The organism is Aeromonas bivalvium, from assembly GCF_046078285.1.
In the GTDB taxonomy this organism is placed as follows: Bacteria; Pseudomonadota; Gammaproteobacteria; order Enterobacterales; family Aeromonadaceae; genus Aeromonas; species Aeromonas bivalvium.
This window is the reverse complement of the sequence record NZ_JBGXBV010000004.1, coordinates 295,279-314,529: the sequence shown is the minus strand read 5'-3', so window position 1 is coordinate 314,529 and position 19,251 is coordinate 295,279. Positions and strand designations below refer to the sequence as shown.

Here is a 19,251-nt window from a genome sequence, read left to right as displayed (position 1 = left end):
TTCAATGACATATTCTGATGGATGGAACAACGCATACAAAAATAACTCTCATATGAGCACATGGCCATGGAGTGACCTTGTATCATGTGTATATCGATATGCCAATCCTAAAGATGGCTATCACCATGTTCTAGAACTTGGTTGTGGAGCTGGTGCTAACATACCATTGTTCCTTGCTCTAAACTGCAATTATCATGCTATCGAAGGTAGTCAAGTTATTACAACCAAGCTTGTTCAAACCCACCCCCAATTGAAGGGGAAAATTATAACTTGTGATTTTTCAAAAACACATCTATCAGAATTTAATGGCTACTTTGATCTTATTGTTGACCGGGCCTCTATTACTCATAACGACACTTTGGCCATAAGACACATCCTTGAATCCACTATGAGATACCTCCGACCAGGAGGGAAATTTATTGGTATAGATTGGTTCTCCACTCATCATTCTGACTTTCTCAAGGGTGATAGCATTGATAGTTACACAAAAACAAATTTACCCAAGGACAGTCAATTTGCCAAAATAGGCCAAGTCCATTTTAGTAACGAAGAGCATATAAAAGAATTGTTTACCGACGCTGGACTTATTATTGAGAGGCTCGAACATAAAGAAAGAGTATCCATATTGCCAGACAATAACCACCATTTTGCAAGCTGGGATATTATTGCATATAAGTCCATTTAAACTAAAAGACCCAGCTTGTGTTTTGCTGGGTCATTTTTGTATTGTTCTTCACATTTATTTCTAAAGATAATTTTCTATTTCTCAAGCAAGAACCAAGTAACATCATCTTGAGGGAAATTCGTGTCCCCATGATATATAAAGCCATAATCAACCAGCGATAAATCTGGATATTGCGTCAACATTTCCCCTGCAAAATCTCTTTTGAAAAGTTTTCCAGAGTGCCCTCGATAAGTAACCTCAATAGGTGTCTGATTATAATATTCGGCGATGAGTATATATCGAGATGACTTCTGATACATTAACTCATACACTTTAGGTAGTTGATCTGGATTGATATGGATCAACACCCCTTTTGTAAAAATAAAATCCCAGACTTCATTAGAAGTGAAATCAACTATTGATTTTTGGTATATATCAGCATCTGGAACATTACGTTTTAATGCCAATGCAGCCCTCTCGTTTATCTCAACTGCCGAAAATTCCACATTTGGTAATAATTGCTTCAGAGCCATTAAATTAAGGCCTACATTAGCGCCGAGCTCAAGAATTTTATTAACCCTCTGCGTGCGTGCTATAACTTTGCTAAAAAACGCTAAATTATCGGCCACATAATGTTCATTTTTATTACGTTCAACGTACGAATTGCCAAATTCACCGGCCCAGAAGTCTTCCTGCTCCGTACTCGGTGTGTTTATATTTTTTATATCAGAATGATATCCCATAGCGACCTCTTACCGTTAATGCATTCTAAGTATAACTATTAAACTTCTATAAATTAATATTGTTAGTTACAGATATGAAGAAGTAAAAATTTCATTTCTTGAATAAATCCATAGTCTGATGATCATCAATCATATCTACACTGTCGAGCGCTCGTGGATACATATCCTTTACTTTTGACAAGAATTCCAGCCATAAATCGATAGCTGGCTCCATCAATTCCAGCGTTTTTTCCTCTCCTTCAAATGAATAAAGAAGGGTACTTAACAGACTGAAAACATAATTCATTGAACCAATCATGACTTGTGCGATATGCTGTTGCTTTGTCGCAGCAATCTGCGCAAGATAACCGAAATTACGTAACATAAGCTGATTCAGTTCATTTCTAGACGAAAATGGACACTGCCAATCATCAATCATCTTGTCTATAAATACGTTAAAGAAATCAATATCTAACAGTGGGTATAAGTCCTGCTTTGACAAGGCAATGGGTGCTCCTAACCCGGCGATTTCTTCAATCAAGACTGATTTATTGATCGACTGGGAAAGATGTATTTCCGTACTAGGTAGAGGTCTAGCCATTTCAATTTTGGCGCCATCACTACAGTTGAAGCATTGGACATCGCCATTAGCTGCCAATACCTCTTCTGTCACACGGCGAGAAGTATCAAACATGATGTTACTGATAACTACACCACCAAAGTTTCCCTCACATGCTCTCTGGCTATCACCATAAACTTTCTCTCCAAAAGCCTCGGCCTTATCATTATTATTATAATATGCACTAAATTTGGAATGATGATGCCCTCTCTGCCGGTAGCCATTATCCATACCAAATAAATATATGTTTTTGAAACCAAGATTAATGGGTAGACTTACACCAATATTGCCAACCAATGGGTTCATACCACTAAATGCGGCACAAGGTTGCAAGTGAGGAAAATGATTCTGATAAAGAGTGACACCTGGCTCACCGAGTTTAAATGTGAGCATGGACTTGTTGAAAAGTGTCGAACAATCTGGATGGATAACGTCGGTACTCAAAAATAGAATTTCACGTTGATAATCAGGGTCGTTCAAATTGGCCAGGAAGTCGTAAACTATCTTGGTTCTCTCAGTTTCAACATGGATATCCGGTTTTATGCCGACTTTGTGCAAAGCGGTCATGGCACTGCCGCAAGAAATCAATATGGCCCTATCTTTATGTGCCTTGATAACCGAAATTGAATCATCTAATGAGGGACCATTAGCAATAATAAAGACAGGGGTCCGTTGATATACTGGTGAGATTTTTTTATCGTGCTGCAAAAATGGCACTGCACGCTCGATGTTATTGATGGTGTGAGACAAAGCGATCAGATTGTCGTCGAAAAAACCCCACCCCATAACCAGCAAGAAATACTCTTGCTGCACCTTCTCGATCAGCTTCCTTATCTTCTCGTTCTGATAGCCCCACATGATGAATGCATTGGCAATCAGGAAGGAACCGCGGCTGTGAATGGCAGAGGCGAAATCCTTGACGATGCTCTCCTCATCCTGCCCCAGCAGGATCTGCATCCCCAGGTTCTCCTGATGCAAGTAATCGAGCAAAGGTGCCCAGTCGAAGCAATACAAGGAGGCGTAAAAGAGATCCAGATCCGGCTCGAAGAGGAACAGAGTGCCGATCTTGCACCTTTCATAGAGATAGCCAAGGTGGTATCCGAGACCAACACCGAATACCAAGGCACTGGGCACCTCGCTGGGCACATGACCAAGCAAGGTTTCCTTCGCTGAAATGTCGTCAAGATAGGCATTCAGCTTGTTGAGATACTCGACATGCATAAAGCCAAGGGGATTGGCCTCCTGGCTGAAGGAGAACTTGGACAAGGCCCCCTTCTCCATGAACTCGCTCACCAGGGTCTCGCAGATGAGGTAGGGCTCGGCCCCGTAAACGGCAACATCATCATCGAGCCAGACCAGATTGGGCTGACCATTTTCAGTGCAGAAGAATTTGAACGGGCGGGCAGGCTGATACGCCTCATACGTGTCGGCGATATGGGGAATGTATTGGCGAAACGCCACCATATTCTGTTCAAAACGCAGCGGCAGTGCGACCGCCATGGCCGCCTCCTGCTCGGCTTGCTGCTGCAGTCGCTGCGCCTCCTGCTCGGCTTTTGCCAGAGCCGCATCCAAATTGACTGACATCAGAACTCCTTGCTATTCATGCGATACGCTTGCCCAGCCTTGTTGGCTTTACCGACTTGAGCCAGCTGTTTGAATACGATCTGGTGATGACTGGCAGCCAGGGCTTGCTGGCGTGCGTCCTCAACGGCAAGGGCGGCAGCCAGGATGGCGACGGACTGTCGCTGCGCCGGCTCCGCCTTGGCCAGCTGTACCAGACTCTCTATCAGAGCCAGCCTCTCATCCATGCACTGCAGGGCCTCGTCATATTGCTGCTGCTCCAGCAGCGCCTCCATCAGGCTGACATTGTCCTGCAGCGCCGTGTCGAGGGCGGCGAGCGCGGTGCTCACAGCTCACCCAGCTGCTGACGCATCTGAAAACCTTGCTGTTTCTCTGCCTCGGGCAGCTGATCCCAAGCGGATTTGATCGTCACCATCAGGTTCATGACCTCATCGAGAGGGGCAACATTCCGTGTCAGGCTGGCATCCCAGATCCGCTCATCCATATAGGCATAAAGACCGTGCAAGTCTTCGGAGATGGCGCCCTGACTCATATCGAGTGCATCTTGCAGCCCATGCAACAAGCCCTGGGCCTTGGAGACGGCGATGGACTTTGCCTCCATGTCTTGCCGCTCAATGGCGCCCTTGGCCTGCGCCAGGCGTTCGAGAAATCCCTGCATCATCAGCTGAATGACACGGTGCGGATCGGCAACCGCCAAATCCGCCGCTATGCTGGTTGCCTTATATGCCTTCAAATTACGGTGGTACATAATATGAAACCTCGAAATATCACTCTCAATTATCTTTTATTTGCAATGCAGACAGGGCGGATGCCGAGTTGTTCATTTTGACCAACAGGGCATCCAGGCTACCGTATTGGGCACGCAGGGCTGCCTCATACTTCACCAGTTGGGCATTGGAGGTCACCTCTTTCTGGCTCAGGCTACGCAAATCAGAATTCAGGGTATCGGTGCGCTGCGCCAGCATGCCCCCTGACTTGGTGTATTCTTTGAGCCCCTTGCTCAGAGAGCCGGCAAGGCCCTTTTCATTGCCAAACAGGGCGACGACCTGATCGAAGTTCTTGTCGACCGCTTCGCCGAACTTTTCTTTGTCTAGAGACAATTTGCCCTTGTTATCCATCTTCATGCCGATCTCGAAGATGGTCGAATAGGTCGAACTGCTTTCAGACGGGCTGACCAGCAGATTACTCATGAAGGTGCTGATGGCCCGTGTCGTGGAATCCCCGGCCAGGGCTCCGCCGTCATCCTGCTTCACGCCCCCGACGAAGCTGCTGCGCTTGCCGAGTGTCCCTATCTTGTCCTGCAAGGCGTTGTAGCCATCGACGAACTGCTGTACCAGCTCCTGAATGGAGGTCTTGTCCGTCGTGATCTCCACCTTGTTGGACTTCAGATCGCCATTGCTGTCCTTGTCGGAGACCCGCAGCACCGTCAGTTTCAGATCCTGAATGGTGTCATCGAAGACATTGGTATCACTCTTGAGGATGTTGCCATCGACCACGATTTCGGCACTGCTCGCCGCCTGGATCTGACTCATGGCACTGCCGGCGGCACCGGTCGAGAAGATACCCAGCTCGGCGTTATCACCCGTGATGGTCAGATCCTTGCCGTCGCCCGACACGCCCGAGTCGATGATGAGTTTTGCCTTGCCATCCGCAGTGTTGACTATGTTGACGCTCAGGCCGAAGTTGTCACCATTGCCGTTGATGCTCTTGCGGATATCCTGCAGGGTATCCCCCGCATTCACATCTACCTTGAATTCCTTGTCACCCGCCTTGAAGGTCAGCTGACCATCCTGGGTAATCAGAGGGGCTGTCGAGCTGTCAAACACCCCTTCCTGTCGGCTCGTCTGTGCCAACTTATTGACGGTAATATTATATTGACCATTGGAGCCGCCGCTCTTGCTCTCCATCTTCAGCACAGGATCATCTTTGTCTTGCGTGATATTGATGGCCCGTTTGTTGAACGCACCCGGGGCACTCAACTTGTCGAGGATGTCGGTGAAGGCGGAGATAGAGGACTTGAGCTGACCTACACCAGACAAGGTGATCTGGGTGCTGTTGCGTTTGGTGATGATCGGCTGCTGCAACTGGGCCTTTTTGGCGGCGACGCTCGCCGAAATCACACTTTCAAGATCGAGACCCGATCCTGCACCGGCGGAGGTAATCGCCATAACATGCTCCTGTCAATCAGCTAAAAAATATGTTCACACCTGGCCATCGAACAACAGACCCGAGAGGTTGACACTATCGTTCCCCCCCTGCTCCATGGTCTGCAACCTCTTTTTCATCAAGAGGATCTCTTCACTCGGGATCTGGCGGATCACCTGCCTGGTATCGGCATCTATCACCTTGACCACGGGTTGATCGAGCTCAGGCACCAGACTGAAGTTGATGGTCCATCCCTTCACTTTGCTCAAATTGTCCAATCTTTCCTGCAATTCTTGGGCCTGCTTCTCTAGTTGCTCCTTCTCCATGCGCGATGCTGACGCCTTGATATGCGCTGCGGGTTCCTGCGATGCCTTGGTTGTCGGCTCGACACCTGCCTGTTCGTCCACACGCTCCTCAGCGATGGATGGAGAAACAGACATGGCGGCCTGAGGGCCGCCATGTTGAGTTAGCGTCGAAGTAACAGAGGGCATGGCTATCGATTCATTGGCCATCTGCTGCTCCTTCTATCAGTGGCTGAGGGAAATAGCGATTTAGCCCAGCAGCGACAGAGCCGACTGCGGACGCTGGTTGGCCTGAGCCAGGATGCTGGACGCGGCCTGTTGCAGAATGTTCTGCTTGGTCATGTTGGCAGTTTCTGTCGCAAAGTCCGCATCACGGATACGGGAGCGTGCGGCGCTGACGTTCTCGGAGATATTAGCCTGGTTGCGAATGGTCGAATCCAGACGGTTTTGCACCGCACCCAGCTCGGCTCGTTTGCCATCTACGACCTCCAGCATGGAATCAACCGAAGCCAACACATCTTGTGCTGTACTTTGGCTACTGATATCGATCCCACCTGCTGAGCCGCCGACAAAGATACTTGCAACCCCACCAGCCGTTATCGCAGCTGCAATCCCGGAGATGCTAAATCCACCAGCCTGAGAAAGGCTGAAGCCGATAGTCTGGTTGGCATCCGCTCCCACCTGGAAGCTGCCGCTGTAGTTGCCATCCAGCAACTTGGTACCGGCAAAGGTGGTGTCTTTGGAGATACGGTTGATCTCCGCCCCCAACTGATCCACTTCTTTTTGCAGGGCTTGGCGATCCTTGGCGGAGTTGGAGCCGTTGGCAGATTGCTGGGCCAAGGTGCGCATACGCTGCAACATGCCAGTCACTTCGTCCATAGCCCCTTCAGCGGTCTGTGCCAAAGAGATGCCGTCGTTGGCGTTGCGGTTGCCCTGATCCAGGCCGTTGACCTGAGAAGTCAGACGGTTGGAGATCTGCAAACCGGCCGCATCGTCCTTGGCGCTGTTGATACGCAGACCAGATGCCAGGCGGGTATATGAGGTATCCAACGACTTGGTGGTATTCATCAAGTTACGCTGGGCGTTCAATGATGAAGTGTTGGTATTGATAAACATGGCCATAAAAGATTTCTCCTGATGAACAAGAAACTGCGGGCTCTGTTTGCAGTGATGCAGCCAGGATCCCACCGTTCAGACGGGCAGATTGAACGGTCTGTACCATCTGGCGGGTCCCTTGTTTGAACGGACATAGGACCCGCAGTTGCGCAAATATTGGTTTTCCGAACACCCCTCAATTTGCTTCACATTCTGTAGCGGCAGCCCCATCAGAAGCTTTAGGACATTTATTGCCGCCTTCATCAAGAAAGAGGCAAGGACCTTCCGCCTTGTCGGCATGGCGTGGCAAAGCAGAACCACCATGACTACCCTGCGTCTGGGCTTAGGGGTGCCGTATCAGAGTCCACAAGGATGGGCCCGCTGCGCGGCGAGAGCTGGGAGAAGAGATATAGAGGAAGGCAGATAAGGGAGTGACATACCCTCGGGGAGAACAACACAAGCACAACGCAGTATTAATGGCACAAGGCAGCAGTCACTTCGCCTTGCGCCATCTTATCGAACTGAGCGCCCTGAACGAGCGCCCTGTTCCTGGCCTACTCAACCATTAGCCCAGCAGTGACAGGGCAGACTGCGGGCGCTGGTTGGCCTGGGCCAGTATGCTGGAAGCAGCCTGTTGCAGGATATTCTGCTTGGTCATGTTGGCGGTTTCGGTGGCGAAGTCCGCATCACGGATACGGGAGCGGGCGGCACTGACGTTTTCCGAGATATTGGACTGGTTGCGAATGGTTGAATCCAGTCGGTTCTGCACCGCACCCAGCTCGGCACGTTTGCCATCGACGATTTCCAGCATGGCATCAACCGCACCCAGGACATCCTGAGCAGTACTCTGACTACTAATATCGATACCACCGGGGGCTGAACCACTGGTGAAAATTGATGATACCGCGGCGCCGACAATAGAACCCGCAGGACCACTTTTAAGGTTGGAGGCCGCAGCAGCAATGCCCGAAATACTGAAGCCACCAGCTTGACTCAGGCTAAAACCTATGGTTTGGTTGGCATCCGCCCCCACTTGGAAGGTTCCGCCATAATTACCATCCAGCAACTTGGTGCCAGCGAAGGTGGTATCAGTGGAAATACGGTTGATTTCTGACCCTAGCTGATCTACCTCTTTCTGTAACGCCGCACGATCCTTGGCAGAGTTGGAACCGTTGGCAGATTGCTGGGCCAGGGTACGCATACGCTGCAGCATGCCGGTCACTTCATCCATGGCCCCTTCCGCGGTCTGTGCCAGGGAGATACCGTCGTTGGCGTTGCGGTTACCCTGATCCAGACCATTGATCTGGGAGGTCAGACGGTTGGATATTTGCAGACCCGCCGCATCGTCCTTGGCGCTGTTGATGCGAAGGCCCGACGCCAGACGGGTATATGAGGTATCCAAGGACTTGGTGGTGTTCATCAAGTTACGCTGGGCGTTCAATGATGAAGTGTTGGTATTGATAAACATGGCCATAAAAGATGTCTCCTGATGAACAAGGAACTGCGGGCTCTGTTTGCATCTATGCAGCCAGGATCCCACCGTTCAGACGGACAGATTGAACGGTCTGTCTCATCTGGCGGGTCCCTTGTTTGAACGGACATAGGACCCGCAGTTGCGCAAATGTTGGTTTTCCGAACACCCCTCGATTTGCTTCACTCTCTGTAACGGCCGCCTTATCAGAAGCTTTAAGTAATTTATCGCCTGGCGAGGTTCCCATTCAGCTCTGGGCCACACGGTGGAACAGCCAAACGGGAATGCGGTTGCCTGGGGGGCAATAAGAGGGACAAGAGGAGACACAGGCCCAAAGACCATGGGCAATCGCGCCATCAGAATAGTGATATTGGCACGGTTAATGCTTTGATTTTGAAGCTGCCAGTTTTCCGGCACAAATAAAAAAGGCCGACAATGTCGGCCAAAGAAGAGCTTACGCTCAGGAGAACAACCTCGAGGGTGACAGAGTGAACGATCTGGGCAACACTCGAGGGGTAATACCAATAAGAGAAACCCTCTTTCGATAGAACAAGGCGTAAATCCGAACACCCCACTGTTCCATCTTCTTTAACAGGGCGGCCTGAACAACCGCCCTGTTTTCTTTTATCAGCCCTGCAGCAGTGAGAGTGCGGACTGCGGACGCTGGTTGGCCTGGGACAAGATGCTGGAGGCGGCCTGCTGCAGAATGTTCTGCTTGGTCATGTTGGCGGTCTCGGTGGCGAAATCTGCATCGCGGATACGGGAACGGGCAGCCGAGACGTTTTCCGAGATATTGGCCTGGTTGCGGATGGTCGAATCCAACCGGTTTTGCACCGCACCCAGTTCGGCACGCTTACCGTCAACAACTTCCAGCATGGAGTCTACAGCGGCCAACACGTTTTGCGCATTGCTCTGGCTGCTGATGTCGATACCACCTGCACTGCCACCCGTAAAGATGGTCGATACACCGACAGTTGTAATTACGCTCCCTGCTGGTCCTGATACCACATCAATCGTGGTCGCAGCCGCTGTCGCGATTCCGGAGATGCTGAAACCATCTGCCTGACTCAGGCTGAAGCCGATGGTCTGGTTGGCATCCGCCCCGACCTGGAAGGTGCCACTGAAAGAACCATCGAGCAGCTTGGTGCCCGCGAAGGTGGTCGCACCAGCGATACGGTTGATCTCGGCGCCCAGTTGATCCACCTCTTTTTGCAGGGCTTCACGATCCTTGGCGGAGTTGGAGCCGTTGGCAGACTGTTGAGCCAGGGTACGCATGCGCTGCAGCATACCGGTCACTTCGTCCATGGCGCCTTCTGCGGTCTGGGCCAGGGAGATGCCGTCGTTGGCGTTGCGGTTGCCCTGGTCCAGGCCGTTGATCTGGGAGGTCAGACGGTTGGAAATTTGCAGACCAGCCGCATCGTCCTTGGCGCTGTTGATGCGCAGGCCTGAGGCCAGACGAGTGTAGGAGGTATCCAGAGATTTGGTGCTGTTTGTCATGTTACGCTGAGCGTTGAGTGACGAAACGTTGGTATTGATATACATACTCATGACTATTTCTCCTAAGCTATTAAAATTTAACTTTAATTCACTCAGGCTTTATTTTTGTTTGTGCCTGATATGTTCTGGTTAACGGCATGTTTTTCGAAGTCTTTAGCACTTTTTTTGGCTGTTCGATTCATTATCGCCGCTTACCCTATATATCGGCCTGTTATCCCCATACTTAAGCAAAAAGTCGCAAAAAAAGAGTCTCTGCATTCGTGACGATGCCCCCGCCTCACCATGAAGAGGGTGGCAAACCACGCCGCCAGCCCCCTCACCAGGACGACCATCGGGCTGGCACTGGCCGCAAAGCCGGGTGGATCTCTCACTTTCACATGGTCGGACTTGGCGCCCGCCGATTCCCCCCCTAGAATCCTCGCCCCACTGTTTTTCGAGTCGATGTTCCCCCATGCAGAGCCTGGTTGATCAGATTGTTTATGTCAGCGACATGTTCGGTACCGCCGTGTTCGCGTTTTCCGGCGTGCTGGTAGCCGGCAGGTTGCGGATGGATGCCTTCGGCGTGCTGGTGCTGGCCGCGGTCACCGCCATCGGCGGCGGCACCATCCGCGACATGATCCTGGGGGCCACCCCTGTGTTCTGGGTGCGCGACACCCTCTATATCTGGGTCATTCTGGTCACCGCCCTGCTGGGCATGTGGCTGGCCGGGCTGCCCAAGCGCCTTCCCTGGTATGTGCTGCCGGTGGCCGATGCCTTCGGCCTGGCGCTCTTTACGGTGATCGGGGCCCAGAAAGCCCTTCACTTCGGCGCCTCCGGTCTCATCGCCGTTCTGATGGGCACCATGACGGGGGTGGCGGGAGGCATGATCCGCGACGTGCTGGCCCGGGAGATCCCCATGGTGCTGCAAAAGGAGATCTACGCCACCGCCTGCATCCTCGGCGGCATCGTCTACACGGTGGCCCTCGAGTGCGAGGTGGAGCGGGTGCTGGCCATGTTCGTCAGCATGGGGGTGGTATTTGGCCTGCGGGTCGCCGCCATTTACTGGCACCTCTCCCTCCCCACCTTCAGCCTGCAACGAGGCTGAATACCAGGGAGTCGAACAGAACGATCATACCCACCCGCCGGATTGAACCTCGCGGGCTTTTCTGTTGTCATAGAGGGCAGTCGTTGTCAGGCAGGAACCTTCATGCAAAAACTCGGGATCTTTACCTCGCTGCTACTCCTGGTCGCCTCCAGCTGTGCCCATGCCCAGCTCCTGTTTGGACGGCTCGCCTCCACCCCGGTGCAGGAGTTCAACCTGCAGATCCGCCAGGCCAACACCAGGCAGCAAACCTGGGTGAACGACTACAGGGCCATCGCCTTGCGCTTCGTGGGGCACGGGGACGTGCCCAGCCGTATCCAGGCCCAACAGCTGGATAACGATCTGGTGCTCTCCGTCGCCCTCGATGGCAGCAAGAACGACATGCTCTACATCCTCACCCTGTTTCGCAGTGACAATCTGTGGCAGATGCGTCAGGCCCAGATGGGCTGGCGTTGCCAGGGTCAATCGACCTTCACCCCTGTCCCCTGCCCATAGGGCGGCGCGTACAACCAGGCGTGCAATAAAAAAATCCGGCTCATGGCCGGATTTTTTTATTGGCGAACGCCAGGGGTCACCCAGGCCGGTTACGGGCGGTACACCTTGACGTTGTCAAAGCCCTGCTCTTTGAGATAGAGCGCCTGCAGCTTGCTCATCACCCCGCGATCGCAGTAGAGCAGGTAGGTCTGCTCCTTGGGCAGATCGCCAAAGGCGGTCGCCAGCTTGAAGAAGGGGATGTGCAACACTTCGCGCCCCTCCACCACCAGGGGTTTCTCGTCGCGCTCATCGCTCGAGCGAATGTCCAGGATCACCTCGTTGACGGCCAGCACCTGGGTGGTCTCCACCTCCTGCACCTGGGCGGCGGTCTCTTCACCGATGCGGCGAATGTCGAGGTAGCGCGCCTCGTCCACCACCTTGTCCAGGATGGCGAAGTCGAAGTTGGCCTCCTCCGCCTCGATGCGGGAGAGCTCGGCCTTCACGGTCGGCTTCTTGGAGATGACGCCGCAATACTCCGGCATGGTCTCGGCAAACTCCAGGGTACCGATGCGGCGCGCCTCGCTGATGATGTCCGGCTTGTCCCAGGTGATGAGGGGGCGCAGGATCACCTTGTCGGTCACCCGATCGATGACGTTCAGGTTGGTCAGGGTCTGGCTGGACACCTGGCCCACACACTCGCCGGTCACCAGGGCCGGGATCTGGAAATGGTCGGCCACCTTGCCGGCGGCGCGCATCATCATCCGCTTGAGCACCACCCCCATCTGGCCGTTGTCCACCTTCTCCAGGATTTCCGCCACCACGGGCTCGAAATCGATGGCGGTGAAACGCACCTTGTGGGAGGCGCCAAACTTGTTCCACAGGTAATAGGCCACCTGCTTGACCCCGATCTCGTGGGCGGCGCCGCCGAGATTGAAGAAGCAGTAGTGCACCCGGCAGCCACGCTTGATGAACTGGTAGGAGGCCACGCCCGAGTCAAACCCGCCGGAGAGCAGGCTCAGCACATCTTCCTGGGTCGCCATGGGGAAGCCCCCCATGCCGTGGTGGACGGCGCTGATGATGTAAAGCTCGTCGTTCTCCACCTCCAGGTTGATCTGGATGTCCGGCTTCTTCAGGCGCACGCCGGCGGTCTCGCAGTGCTGGTTGAGGCCACCGCCCACGTAGCGCTCCAGCTCCAGGGAGCTGAAGTCGTGCTTGCCGACCCGGCGGGCACGGACGCAGAAGGTCTTGCCCTTGAGACGATCGCCCCAGACCGCGCGGGTCTGCTCGAAGATGTCATGCAGATCGGTAAAGTTGCTCAGTTTCACCTCGAGGAAGTACTGGATGCCCGGGATACAGGCCAGGGTCTCGAGATACTGGGCGTGGAACTGATCGTTGCGCGAGCTCACCACCAGCTTGTCCCAATCCATTCGCACGCGGGCGTCCTCGTCGAAACGGCGCAACACGTTGCGGATATTGCCCTGCAACATCTTGGTGAAGCGCTGACGCACTGACTTGCTCTTGATGGTGATTTCCGGAAACAGCTTGATGATGAACTTCATGTCATTGACTCGGGTGACCTTAACAAAAGGGCGCGAATTATAGCAGAGCTTGCCGCCATCGCCTACCAGGATGGCATGGCGACCGCCAGGGCGGCTCCTGCGTCCCTCGCCCGCGCCGCCATTTGCCGGGCCCGGACGAACTGGGTATATTGCCCCTCCTTGCATCAGCTGCGACGGTGGACGGCGAGCACCCGAGATGAAAACCTTTATCTACTACCCCGGCATGGAGGTGCGCGACGAGCTCTGGCTCAAATTCGCCCTGCTCTGGCTCGAGCGCCTCGCCTTCGTGTTTACCGTCAGCGAGCAGAGCCGCCTGCCCCCCCTGCTGGCGCGGTTGGCCCGCCAGAGCGATCTGCTGGCGCCGCCCCCGAGCGCCGCTGACTTTGATGCCATCACGCCCCCGCTCATGGGGCTGCTGGGCAATCTGCTCGACCCCGGCTTCGTCCGTCACAAGGTCTTTGGCAACCGGGCGCTCATCGCCCGCTGGCGAGCGAGCGCCAACCACGACTGCTTCTGCCCGGTTCAGCCGGGTCTGGCCGCCTTGCACCAATACTGCCTCGAGCAGGGGCTGGCCAGCCGGGATCAGGGGGGCATCCGCATGGCGCGTCGCCTCGCCAATCTCCTCTCCATGTACCTGGCCAGGGAGTGGGCGCTCACCCATGACGGCCTCCTCATCACCGACCATGACTACCTGGATCGCCTGCTGCACCTGAGCGAATCCCGCTACCAGCCCAGTGGTGGCCAAGCCTGCTTCCATCTGGAGATGGGCCTGCGCCTGCCCGCCAGTCTGGCGAGCCTCTCCTTCGATACCCTGCTCGCCAGGCGCGCCGCCCCCGGCTATGGCGCGGCCCTCGGCACCTTTCACCTCGCCCTGGCCGCCCTGTGCCAGACCCTCGGCAAGGGCACAGCCACCCAGGAGCAGCTGCTGGCCTTTGCCCAGGCGAGGGACGCCCTGGAACAAAAGGTACTGGGGGAGGACAGCGATGCCTCCCCGCCCGTCCTGCTGCCCCTGACCTGGCTCATCAGCACGGAACAAGGGGCCCTGCCCATGCTCAGTCGTCTGCGCGGCGCCAACGAGGCGCTCGCGCGCCCCCTGATCTTCCACCCCGTCCGCCAGAGCCACTTCCAAAAGCGCAAGAGCCAGCACGGCTTCACCCGCTTAGGCCAGATCCGCCGCGCCCCCTAGCCGCCCCGGATCACGGCCGCTCGTCATCAAGGCTCAGCTGCCAGGTCTTGAAACCGCCGGAGAGGTTCTTCACCCGAAAACCGTGCTGGCTCAGCAGGCGGCAGGCCACGTGACCACGCAGGCCCACCTGACAGCTGACCAGCCATTCCTTGTCTTTGGGCAGTTCGGCGAGACGGCCGCGCAGCTCATCGAGGGGAATGTTCATCGCTCCAGGGATGCGCCCCAGCTTGTCGAGCTCGGGGGCATTGCGCACATCCAGCACCTGCTGATGGGGGTGGCGGGCATTGACCTCGGCGGCGTGACAGAGCAGGGTATCCCCCTTCAGATGGTTGCTCGCCACGAAGCCCGCCATGTTGATCGCATCCTTGGCCGAGCCGTACGGCGGCGCATAGGTGAGCTCCAGATCCTGCAGGTCAAACACCGTCAGACCGGCGCGCTGGGCCACCGCCAGCACATCGATGCGCTTGTCGATGCCATCCTTGCCGATGGCCTGGGCGCCGTAGATCTTGCCATCGGGGGCAAACAGCAGCTTGAGGCTGATGGGGTGGGCACCGGGGTAGTAGCCGGCGTGGCTGCCCGGGTGGACATAGACCTTCTCGAACGGCCATCCCAGCTGCACCAGCCGCTTCTCGTTAAGCCCTGTGCTCGCCACCGCCAGGTCGAACAGCTTGCAGATGGCGGTACCCTGGGTCTGCTTGTAGGTTTCGCTGCGCCCCAGCATGTTGTCGGCGGCAATGCGCCCCTGGCGGTTGGCGGGGCCCGCCAGGGGGATCAGCACAGGCTCGCCGGTCACGAAGTCGCTCTCCTCCACCGCATCGCCCACCGCGTAGATGAAGGGATCCGAGGTGCGCATGGCGGCATCCACCCTGATGCCACCGCGTGGTCCCAGCGCCAGCCCTGCCTTGGCGGCGAGCAGGGTCTCGGGCTTGACCCCGATGGCCAGGATCAACAGGCCGGTGTCAAGGTGGGAGCCGTCGCTCAGGGTCAGGCGCAGACCGCCACTGCGGGCGACAGACACGTCCGCCGTCTTCTCCCCAGGCACATCCAGGCTCTCGATGGCAGACAGGCCGGTGCGAAGGCGCAGGTCGATCCCCTCTTCCCGGATGCGGGCGTGGAGCAGGTTGGCCATCTCTTTGTCGACCGGCGCCATCACCTGATCGGAGAGCTCCAGCAGGGTGACCGCCAGCTGGCGCTGATGCAGCGCCTCCATCATCTCCAGCCCGATGAAGCCGCCGCCGACCACGGTGACGTGGCGAGGCTGGTCATGGTGCAGGGCCGCCAGGATGCGATCCATGTCCGGGATGTTGCGCAGGGTATGAACGTGGGGGCTGTCGATGCCGGGGAAGGGAGGGCGAATGGGCGCCGCCCCCGGGCTCAGCAGCAGTCGATCATAAGGCTCGCGCCGCTCTTCCCCGGTTTGCAGGTTGCGCACCAGCAGGCTCTTGCCCGCCCTGTCTATCTCGATCACATCGTGAAACACCCGCACATCCACATTGAAACGACGCTTGAAGCTCTGGGGCGTCTGCAGCAGCAGGGCATCCCGATCCGGTATGTCCCCCCCTATGTGGTAGGGCAGACCGCAGTTGGCGAAGCTGACGAACTCGCCCCGCTCGAACATCACTATCTCTGCCTCTTCACTCACTCGACGGGCACGGGCCGCCGCCGAGGCGCCGCCAGCCACACCGCCCACAATCAGAATACGCATCATCTCAAGACTCCAGTTGGCACGGGAAACCAATAAATTAGCAACACCTAATTTAGATATCAATGGAATTTTGTTTGCCCCCAATATGCAGTATTCTTGGCCCTCCGGCAGTTGCTCAACAGGATGTTTCCCTTCATGTCGTCTATCGCACTTCGCCAGTCAGTGCCCGCCACCTCGGCACCGCTCTTCTTTCGCCTGGATGCTCGCAGCCAGCGGCTGGTCGCCCTGACGGATGTGATGCAGACCCCCCTGCACTGGCTCGATGAGCCCAGGTCCCCCTGGCCAGCCCAGTTGCCCGAGCCCCTGCGCGGCCCCATAGAGCGGATGCTGAGCCAGGGTCAGAGCGGCCGGCTGAGCCTGCGCTTTGACGGCATGATCTGGCAGATTGCCCTCTCCCACGAGCAAGACGCCTTCTGGCTGCTGTGCCTGCAGACCCAGTCCCAGGAGGTCATGGCGGACCTCGCCCTGCACCTGCCCCGACTGAGCCAGATGGCGAGCCAGCAGCAGTTCGCCCCCATGCTGGAGAGCCTGAGGGAGACCCTGGTAGCGGATCGCCTCATCCTCTGGCATTACCAGGCCAGCGGCCCGTTTGGCGGCGAGCAGCTCACCCCTGTCTTCACCCTGGGGCTGGACGAAGCAAGCGCCTCTCCCCTCGGCCCCCTGCGCGGTGACAGCCGTTACATCCGCGCCCTGCGCACCCGCAAGTCCCTGAGCTTCTCCGAGGCAGCCCACCAGCCCATGCTCTGTCAGCACTACTACCTGAGCGAACATGGCGTGCGCGCCCGTCTCGATGCCGCCCTGCTCGACCATGACAGGCTCATCGGGGTGCTCAGCCTGGAGTATCAGAGCCCGACCCTGCTCAACGACGAGATGCTGCAACTGGTGCGCCACTGCGCCCAGCGCCTGGGGCACTGGCAGCCGCAAACCGACGAGCCTCAGCAGGGCGTGGCGCCCCTGCTGGCGCTGCCCGGCGAGCTCAGCATGCTGACCGGCATCGACTATTGCGAGGCGCTGGTCGGCTGGGCCTGCGCCGCCAGTGGCGCCACCCTGGGCTGGGTGGGTGAGTACCAACCCAGGGGCAGCAAGCTCTGGGTCATACCGCGCCATGTTCGCCATCGGGACGAGACGCAGCACTGGCCCCCCATGGATCTGGATCCCGGTCCCAGCGCCGAGCTGTTTCATCATGGTCAGGCCCTCTATGTGGAGGATCTGGCGCTGCGCTACCCCCTGGCGACCAGGCTGCTCCATCACAATGCCCAGGCCTTCATCGGCATTCCCCTGGCACAGGCGGCCCAGGCCCCCATCGGTCAGCTCATCCTGCTGCTCCCCCAGACCCTGACCGATCCCATGCCCCTGCTCGATGCCCTGAGCGCCCAGGCCAGCCGCGCCGCCATCGAGCTGCAACGTCTGGCCGCCGACGATGCCCTGCGGCTGGCAGAGGTCGCGTTCAACACCCACGACGGCCTGCTGGTGACCGATGCCAGGGGCATCATCCTCAAGGTGAACCAATCGTTTTGCCGCATCACGGGTTTTGACGCTCAGGGGATAGTGGGCCAGCACATCGACCGGCTGCGCCCCCCCTATTACGGCGATCGCCTGAAGGAGGAGGTGTGGCAGGCGGTACAGCGCCAGGAGTTCTGGATCGGGGAGGAGCAGTGCCTCAACCAGGCCGGCAACCTGTTCCCGGTGCGCCTAATGGTGAGCGGGGTCAAGAATGAACAGGACGAGGTCAGCCACCTGGTCTGCAGCTTCTATGACGTCAGCAAGGAGCGGGAGGCGGCCCGCAACATAGAGCAGCTCGCCTACTACGACGATCTATGCGGCCTGTTCAATCGCCGCAGCCTGACCAACGCCCTGCGCCGCACCCTGGATGAGCCCAACGGCCAGTGGGGCGCCCTGCTGCTGATGGATCTGGACAACTTCAAGTCCATCAACGACTCCCTCGGCCACGCCTATGGCGACAAGCTGCTGCAGGCCGTGGTCGAGCGACTCAAGGGACTGCCCCAGGAGAATCTGGTGCTGGCCCGCATCTCGGGGGACGAGTTTGCCCTGCTGTTCACCGCGCTGGGTCAGGGCTATGTCACCGCCAAAATTCTGGCGGAGCACTTCGCCCGCGAACTGATGAGCCTGTTTCGCATCCCCTTCGACATCGAGTCCCACAAGCTGCACTGCAGCGTCTCCATCGGCATCAGCCTCTTCTCGGGAGAGGACAAGGATCACCTGATCCTGATGCAGCAGGCCGATACCGCCGCCCACATGGCCAAGCGCGGCAGCCAGGGCAGCTATGTCTTCTTCAGCCAGACCATGGCGGAGAAGGAGAAAAGCAAGCTGGCCCTCAACAACCAGCTGCGGGACGCCCTGCGCAACCACGAGCTGCTGTTGCACTATCAGCCCCAGTATCGGGTCGACAACGGCGCCCTCTCCGGCATAGAGGCGCTGCTACGCTGGCAGCGCAGCGATGGCACCATGGTGCCCCCCGGCGAGTTCATCCCCATCGCCGAAGAGACCAGCCTCATTCAGGACATAGGCTACTGGGTGATGAAGACCGCCTGCGCCCAATACAGCTTCTGGCTCAACCAGGGGCGGGTCATTCCCCACCTCTCGGTCAACGTCAGCGCCCGCCAGTTCCACACCGCCGGCTTCGTGCAGCAGGTGGAGTACATATTGCGTGACACCGGGGTACCCCCCTCCCGATTGCTGCTGGAAATCACCGAGTCCGTGGTGCTGGAGAACCGGCTGGAGAGTATCGCCCGCATGCGCCAGCTCAAGGAGCTCGGTATCCTGCTCTCCATCGATGATTTTGGCACCGGCTACTCATCCCTGGCCTACCTGCGGGATCTGCCGGCCGATGAGGTCAAGCTGGACAGAAGCTTCATCCAGACCCTGGTCCACAGCGAGCAGGACAGGGCCATCGTCAAGGCGATCCTGGATCTGGCCCGGGTATTTCGCTTCACCGTCACCGCCGAAGGGGTCGAGGAGCAGGAGCAGCTCGACATGCTCAAGCAGCTCGGCTGCCAGCACTATCAGGGCTTCCTCACCAGCAGGCCGCTGCCGGTCAAGGGGCTGGAGGCGCTGCTAGCCCCCTTGTCGCCCGGCTAAACATGTAGGATTTATAGGGACTTTAGTAATAAAATAACGGCCTGCTCGAAA

At 56.7% G+C, this 19,251-nt stretch carries 16 protein-coding genes; 5 read left to right on the top strand and 11 right to left on the bottom strand.

Going from position 1 to position 19,251, the window contains the following annotated elements:
• Positions 1 to 4: 4 nt before the first annotated feature.
• On the top strand, positions 5 to 685 hold the full coding sequence (locus tag ACEUCR_RS12455; protein ID WP_408790518.1) for a class I SAM-dependent methyltransferase: 681 nt from the start codon (positions 5 to 7) through the stop codon (positions 683 to 685).
• Between the two features lie 74 nt (positions 686 to 759).
• On the opposite strand, the gene ACEUCR_RS12450 is transcribed toward ACEUCR_RS12455, so the two are convergent.
• The 9 genes from ACEUCR_RS12450 to ACEUCR_RS12410 all read right to left on the bottom strand — a co-directional run bounded on the left by ACEUCR_RS12450 (position 760) and on the right by ACEUCR_RS12410 (position 10,147).
• Positions 760 to 1,407: a pseudaminic acid biosynthesis-associated methylase gene (locus ACEUCR_RS12450; RefSeq protein WP_408790515.1), complete on the bottom strand. Its 648-nt coding sequence runs from the start codon at positions 1,405 to 1,407 to the stop codon at positions 760 to 762.
• Between the two features lie 91 nt (positions 1,408 to 1,498).
• Positions 1,499 to 3,589: a motility associated factor glycosyltransferase family protein gene (locus ACEUCR_RS12445; protein WP_408790512.1), complete on the bottom strand. Its 2,091-nt coding sequence runs from the start codon at positions 3,587 to 3,589 to the stop codon at positions 1,499 to 1,501.
• The gene (locus ACEUCR_RS12440) at positions 3,589 to 3,915 is read right to left on the bottom strand and encodes a hypothetical protein (protein WP_408790509.1); all 327 of its coding nucleotides are present in this window, start codon (positions 3,913 to 3,915) and stop codon (positions 3,589 to 3,591) included. Before ACEUCR_RS12440 ends, ACEUCR_RS12445 begins: the two co-directional genes overlap by 1 nt.
• A complete protein-coding gene (gene fliS / locus ACEUCR_RS12435) occupies positions 3,912 to 4,334 on the bottom strand; it encodes a flagellar export chaperone FliS (RefSeq protein WP_111873004.1) in 423 nt (140 codons plus the stop codon). The genes ACEUCR_RS12440 and fliS overlap by 4 nt, the downstream gene beginning before the upstream one ends.
• A 25-nt stretch (positions 4,335 to 4,359) precedes the next feature.
• Positions 4,360 to 5,754 carry a flagellar filament capping protein FliD gene (gene fliD / locus ACEUCR_RS12430; RefSeq protein ID WP_408790507.1) on the bottom strand — a complete coding sequence of 465 codons (1,395 nt, stop codon included), beginning with the start codon at positions 5,752 to 5,754 and terminating at the stop codon, positions 4,360 to 4,362.
• A gap of 33 nt (positions 5,755 to 5,787) precedes the next feature.
• Positions 5,788 to 6,243 carry a flagellar protein FlaG gene (locus ACEUCR_RS12425; protein ID WP_408790504.1) on the bottom strand — a complete coding sequence of 152 codons (456 nt, stop codon included), beginning with the start codon at positions 6,241 to 6,243 and terminating at the stop codon, positions 5,788 to 5,790.
• Between the two features lie 39 nt (positions 6,244 to 6,282).
• Complete coding sequence (locus ACEUCR_RS12420; RefSeq protein ID WP_408790501.1) at positions 6,283 to 7,155, bottom strand: flagellin N-terminal helical domain-containing protein; 873 nt, start codon at positions 7,153 to 7,155, stop codon at positions 6,283 to 6,285.
• Between the two features lie 538 nt (positions 7,156 to 7,693).
• The gene (locus ACEUCR_RS12415) at positions 7,694 to 8,602 is read right to left on the bottom strand and encodes a flagellin N-terminal helical domain-containing protein (protein ID WP_408790499.1); all 909 of its coding nucleotides are present in this window, start codon (positions 8,600 to 8,602) and stop codon (positions 7,694 to 7,696) included.
• 624 nt (positions 8,603 to 9,226) lie between these two features.
• Entirely contained in the window at positions 9,227 to 10,147 is a 921-nt protein-coding gene (locus ACEUCR_RS12410; RefSeq protein ID WP_408790496.1) for a flagellin N-terminal helical domain-containing protein, read from the bottom strand.
• Positions 10,148 to 10,547: 400 nt separating this feature from the next.
• Between ACEUCR_RS12410 and ACEUCR_RS12405 the strand changes: the two genes are divergently transcribed.
• Both ACEUCR_RS12405 and ACEUCR_RS12400 read left to right on the top strand, forming a co-directional pair.
• Complete coding sequence (locus ACEUCR_RS12405) at positions 10,548 to 11,180, top strand: trimeric intracellular cation channel family protein (protein WP_041996517.1); 633 nt, start codon at positions 10,548 to 10,550, stop codon at positions 11,178 to 11,180.
• A gap of 102 nt (positions 11,181 to 11,282) precedes the next feature.
• Positions 11,283 to 11,672, top strand: a complete 390-nt coding sequence (locus tag ACEUCR_RS12400) for a hypothetical protein (RefSeq protein ID WP_408790493.1) — start codon at positions 11,283 to 11,285, stop codon at positions 11,670 to 11,672.
• Positions 11,673 to 11,761: 89 nt separating this feature from the next.
• Here the strand turns inward: ACEUCR_RS12400 and thiI are convergent, their stop codons facing one another.
• Positions 11,762 to 13,210 (bottom strand): tRNA uracil 4-sulfurtransferase ThiI, encoded by a 1,449-nt coding sequence (gene thiI / locus ACEUCR_RS12395; protein ID WP_111872999.1) that lies wholly within the window; start codon positions 13,208 to 13,210, stop codon positions 11,762 to 11,764.
• A 196-nt stretch (positions 13,211 to 13,406) separates the two neighbouring features.
• On the opposite strand from thiI, the gene ACEUCR_RS12390 reads away from it, so the two are divergent.
• Positions 13,407 to 14,396, top strand: coding sequence for a hypothetical protein (locus ACEUCR_RS12390; RefSeq protein WP_408790490.1), 990 nt, complete (start codon positions 13,407 to 13,409; stop codon positions 14,394 to 14,396).
• Between the two features lie 10 nt (positions 14,397 to 14,406).
• On the opposite strand, the gene ACEUCR_RS12385 is transcribed toward ACEUCR_RS12390, so the two are convergent.
• On the bottom strand, positions 14,407 to 16,104 hold the full coding sequence (locus ACEUCR_RS12385; protein ID WP_408790487.1) for an FAD-dependent oxidoreductase: 1,698 nt from the start codon (positions 16,102 to 16,104) through the stop codon (positions 14,407 to 14,409).
• Positions 16,105 to 16,236: 132 nt separating this feature from the next.
• On the opposite strand from ACEUCR_RS12385, the gene ACEUCR_RS12380 reads away from it, so the two are divergent.
• Entirely contained in the window at positions 16,237 to 19,200 is a 2,964-nt protein-coding gene (locus ACEUCR_RS12380) for a sensor domain-containing phosphodiesterase (protein ID WP_408790484.1), read from the top strand.
• Positions 19,201 to 19,251 lie beyond the last annotated feature (51 nt).

Coding starts and splice junctions, on each gene's coding strand:
- ACEUCR_RS12425 (WP_408790504.1), bottom strand. CDS start 6,243: ATGGCCAATGAATCGATAGCCATGCCCTCTGTTACTTCGACGCTAACT.
- ACEUCR_RS12400 (WP_408790493.1), top strand. CDS start 11,283: ATGCAAAAACTCGGGATCTTTACCTCGCTGCTACTCCTGGTCGCCTCC.
- ACEUCR_RS12445 (WP_408790512.1), bottom strand. CDS start 3,589: ATGTCAGTCAATTTGGATGCGGCTCTGGCAAAAGCCGAGCAGGAGGCG.
- fliS (WP_111873004.1), bottom strand. CDS start 4,334: ATGTACCACCGTAATTTGAAGGCATATAAGGCAACCAGCATAGCGGCG.
- ACEUCR_RS12405 (WP_041996517.1), top strand. CDS start 10,548: ATGCAGAGCCTGGTTGATCAGATTGTTTATGTCAGCGACATGTTCGGT.
- fliD (WP_408790507.1), bottom strand. CDS start 5,754: ATGGCGATTACCTCCGCCGGTGCAGGATCGGGTCTCGATCTTGAAAGT.
- ACEUCR_RS12455 (WP_408790518.1), top strand. CDS start 5: ATGACATATTCTGATGGATGGAACAACGCATACAAAAATAACTCTCAT.
- ACEUCR_RS12420 (WP_408790501.1), bottom strand. CDS start 7,155: ATGGCCATGTTTATCAATACCAACACTTCATCATTGAACGCCCAGCGT.
- thiI (WP_111872999.1), bottom strand. CDS start 13,210: ATGAAGTTCATCATCAAGCTGTTTCCGGAAATCACCATCAAGAGCAAG.
- ACEUCR_RS12415 (WP_408790499.1), bottom strand. CDS start 8,602: ATGGCCATGTTTATCAATACCAACACTTCATCATTGAACGCCCAGCGT.
- ACEUCR_RS12450 (WP_408790515.1), bottom strand. CDS start 1,407: ATGGGATATCATTCTGATATAAAAAATATAAACACACCGAGTACGGAG.
- ACEUCR_RS12390 (WP_408790490.1), top strand. CDS start 13,407: ATGAAAACCTTTATCTACTACCCCGGCATGGAGGTGCGCGACGAGCTC.
- ACEUCR_RS12380 (WP_408790484.1), top strand. CDS start 16,237: ATGTCGTCTATCGCACTTCGCCAGTCAGTGCCCGCCACCTCGGCACCG.
- ACEUCR_RS12410 (WP_408790496.1), bottom strand. CDS start 10,147: ATGAGTATGTATATCAATACCAACGTTTCGTCACTCAACGCTCAGCGT.
- ACEUCR_RS12385 (WP_408790487.1), bottom strand. CDS start 16,104: ATGATGCGTATTCTGATTGTGGGCGGTGTGGCTGGCGGCGCCTCGGCG.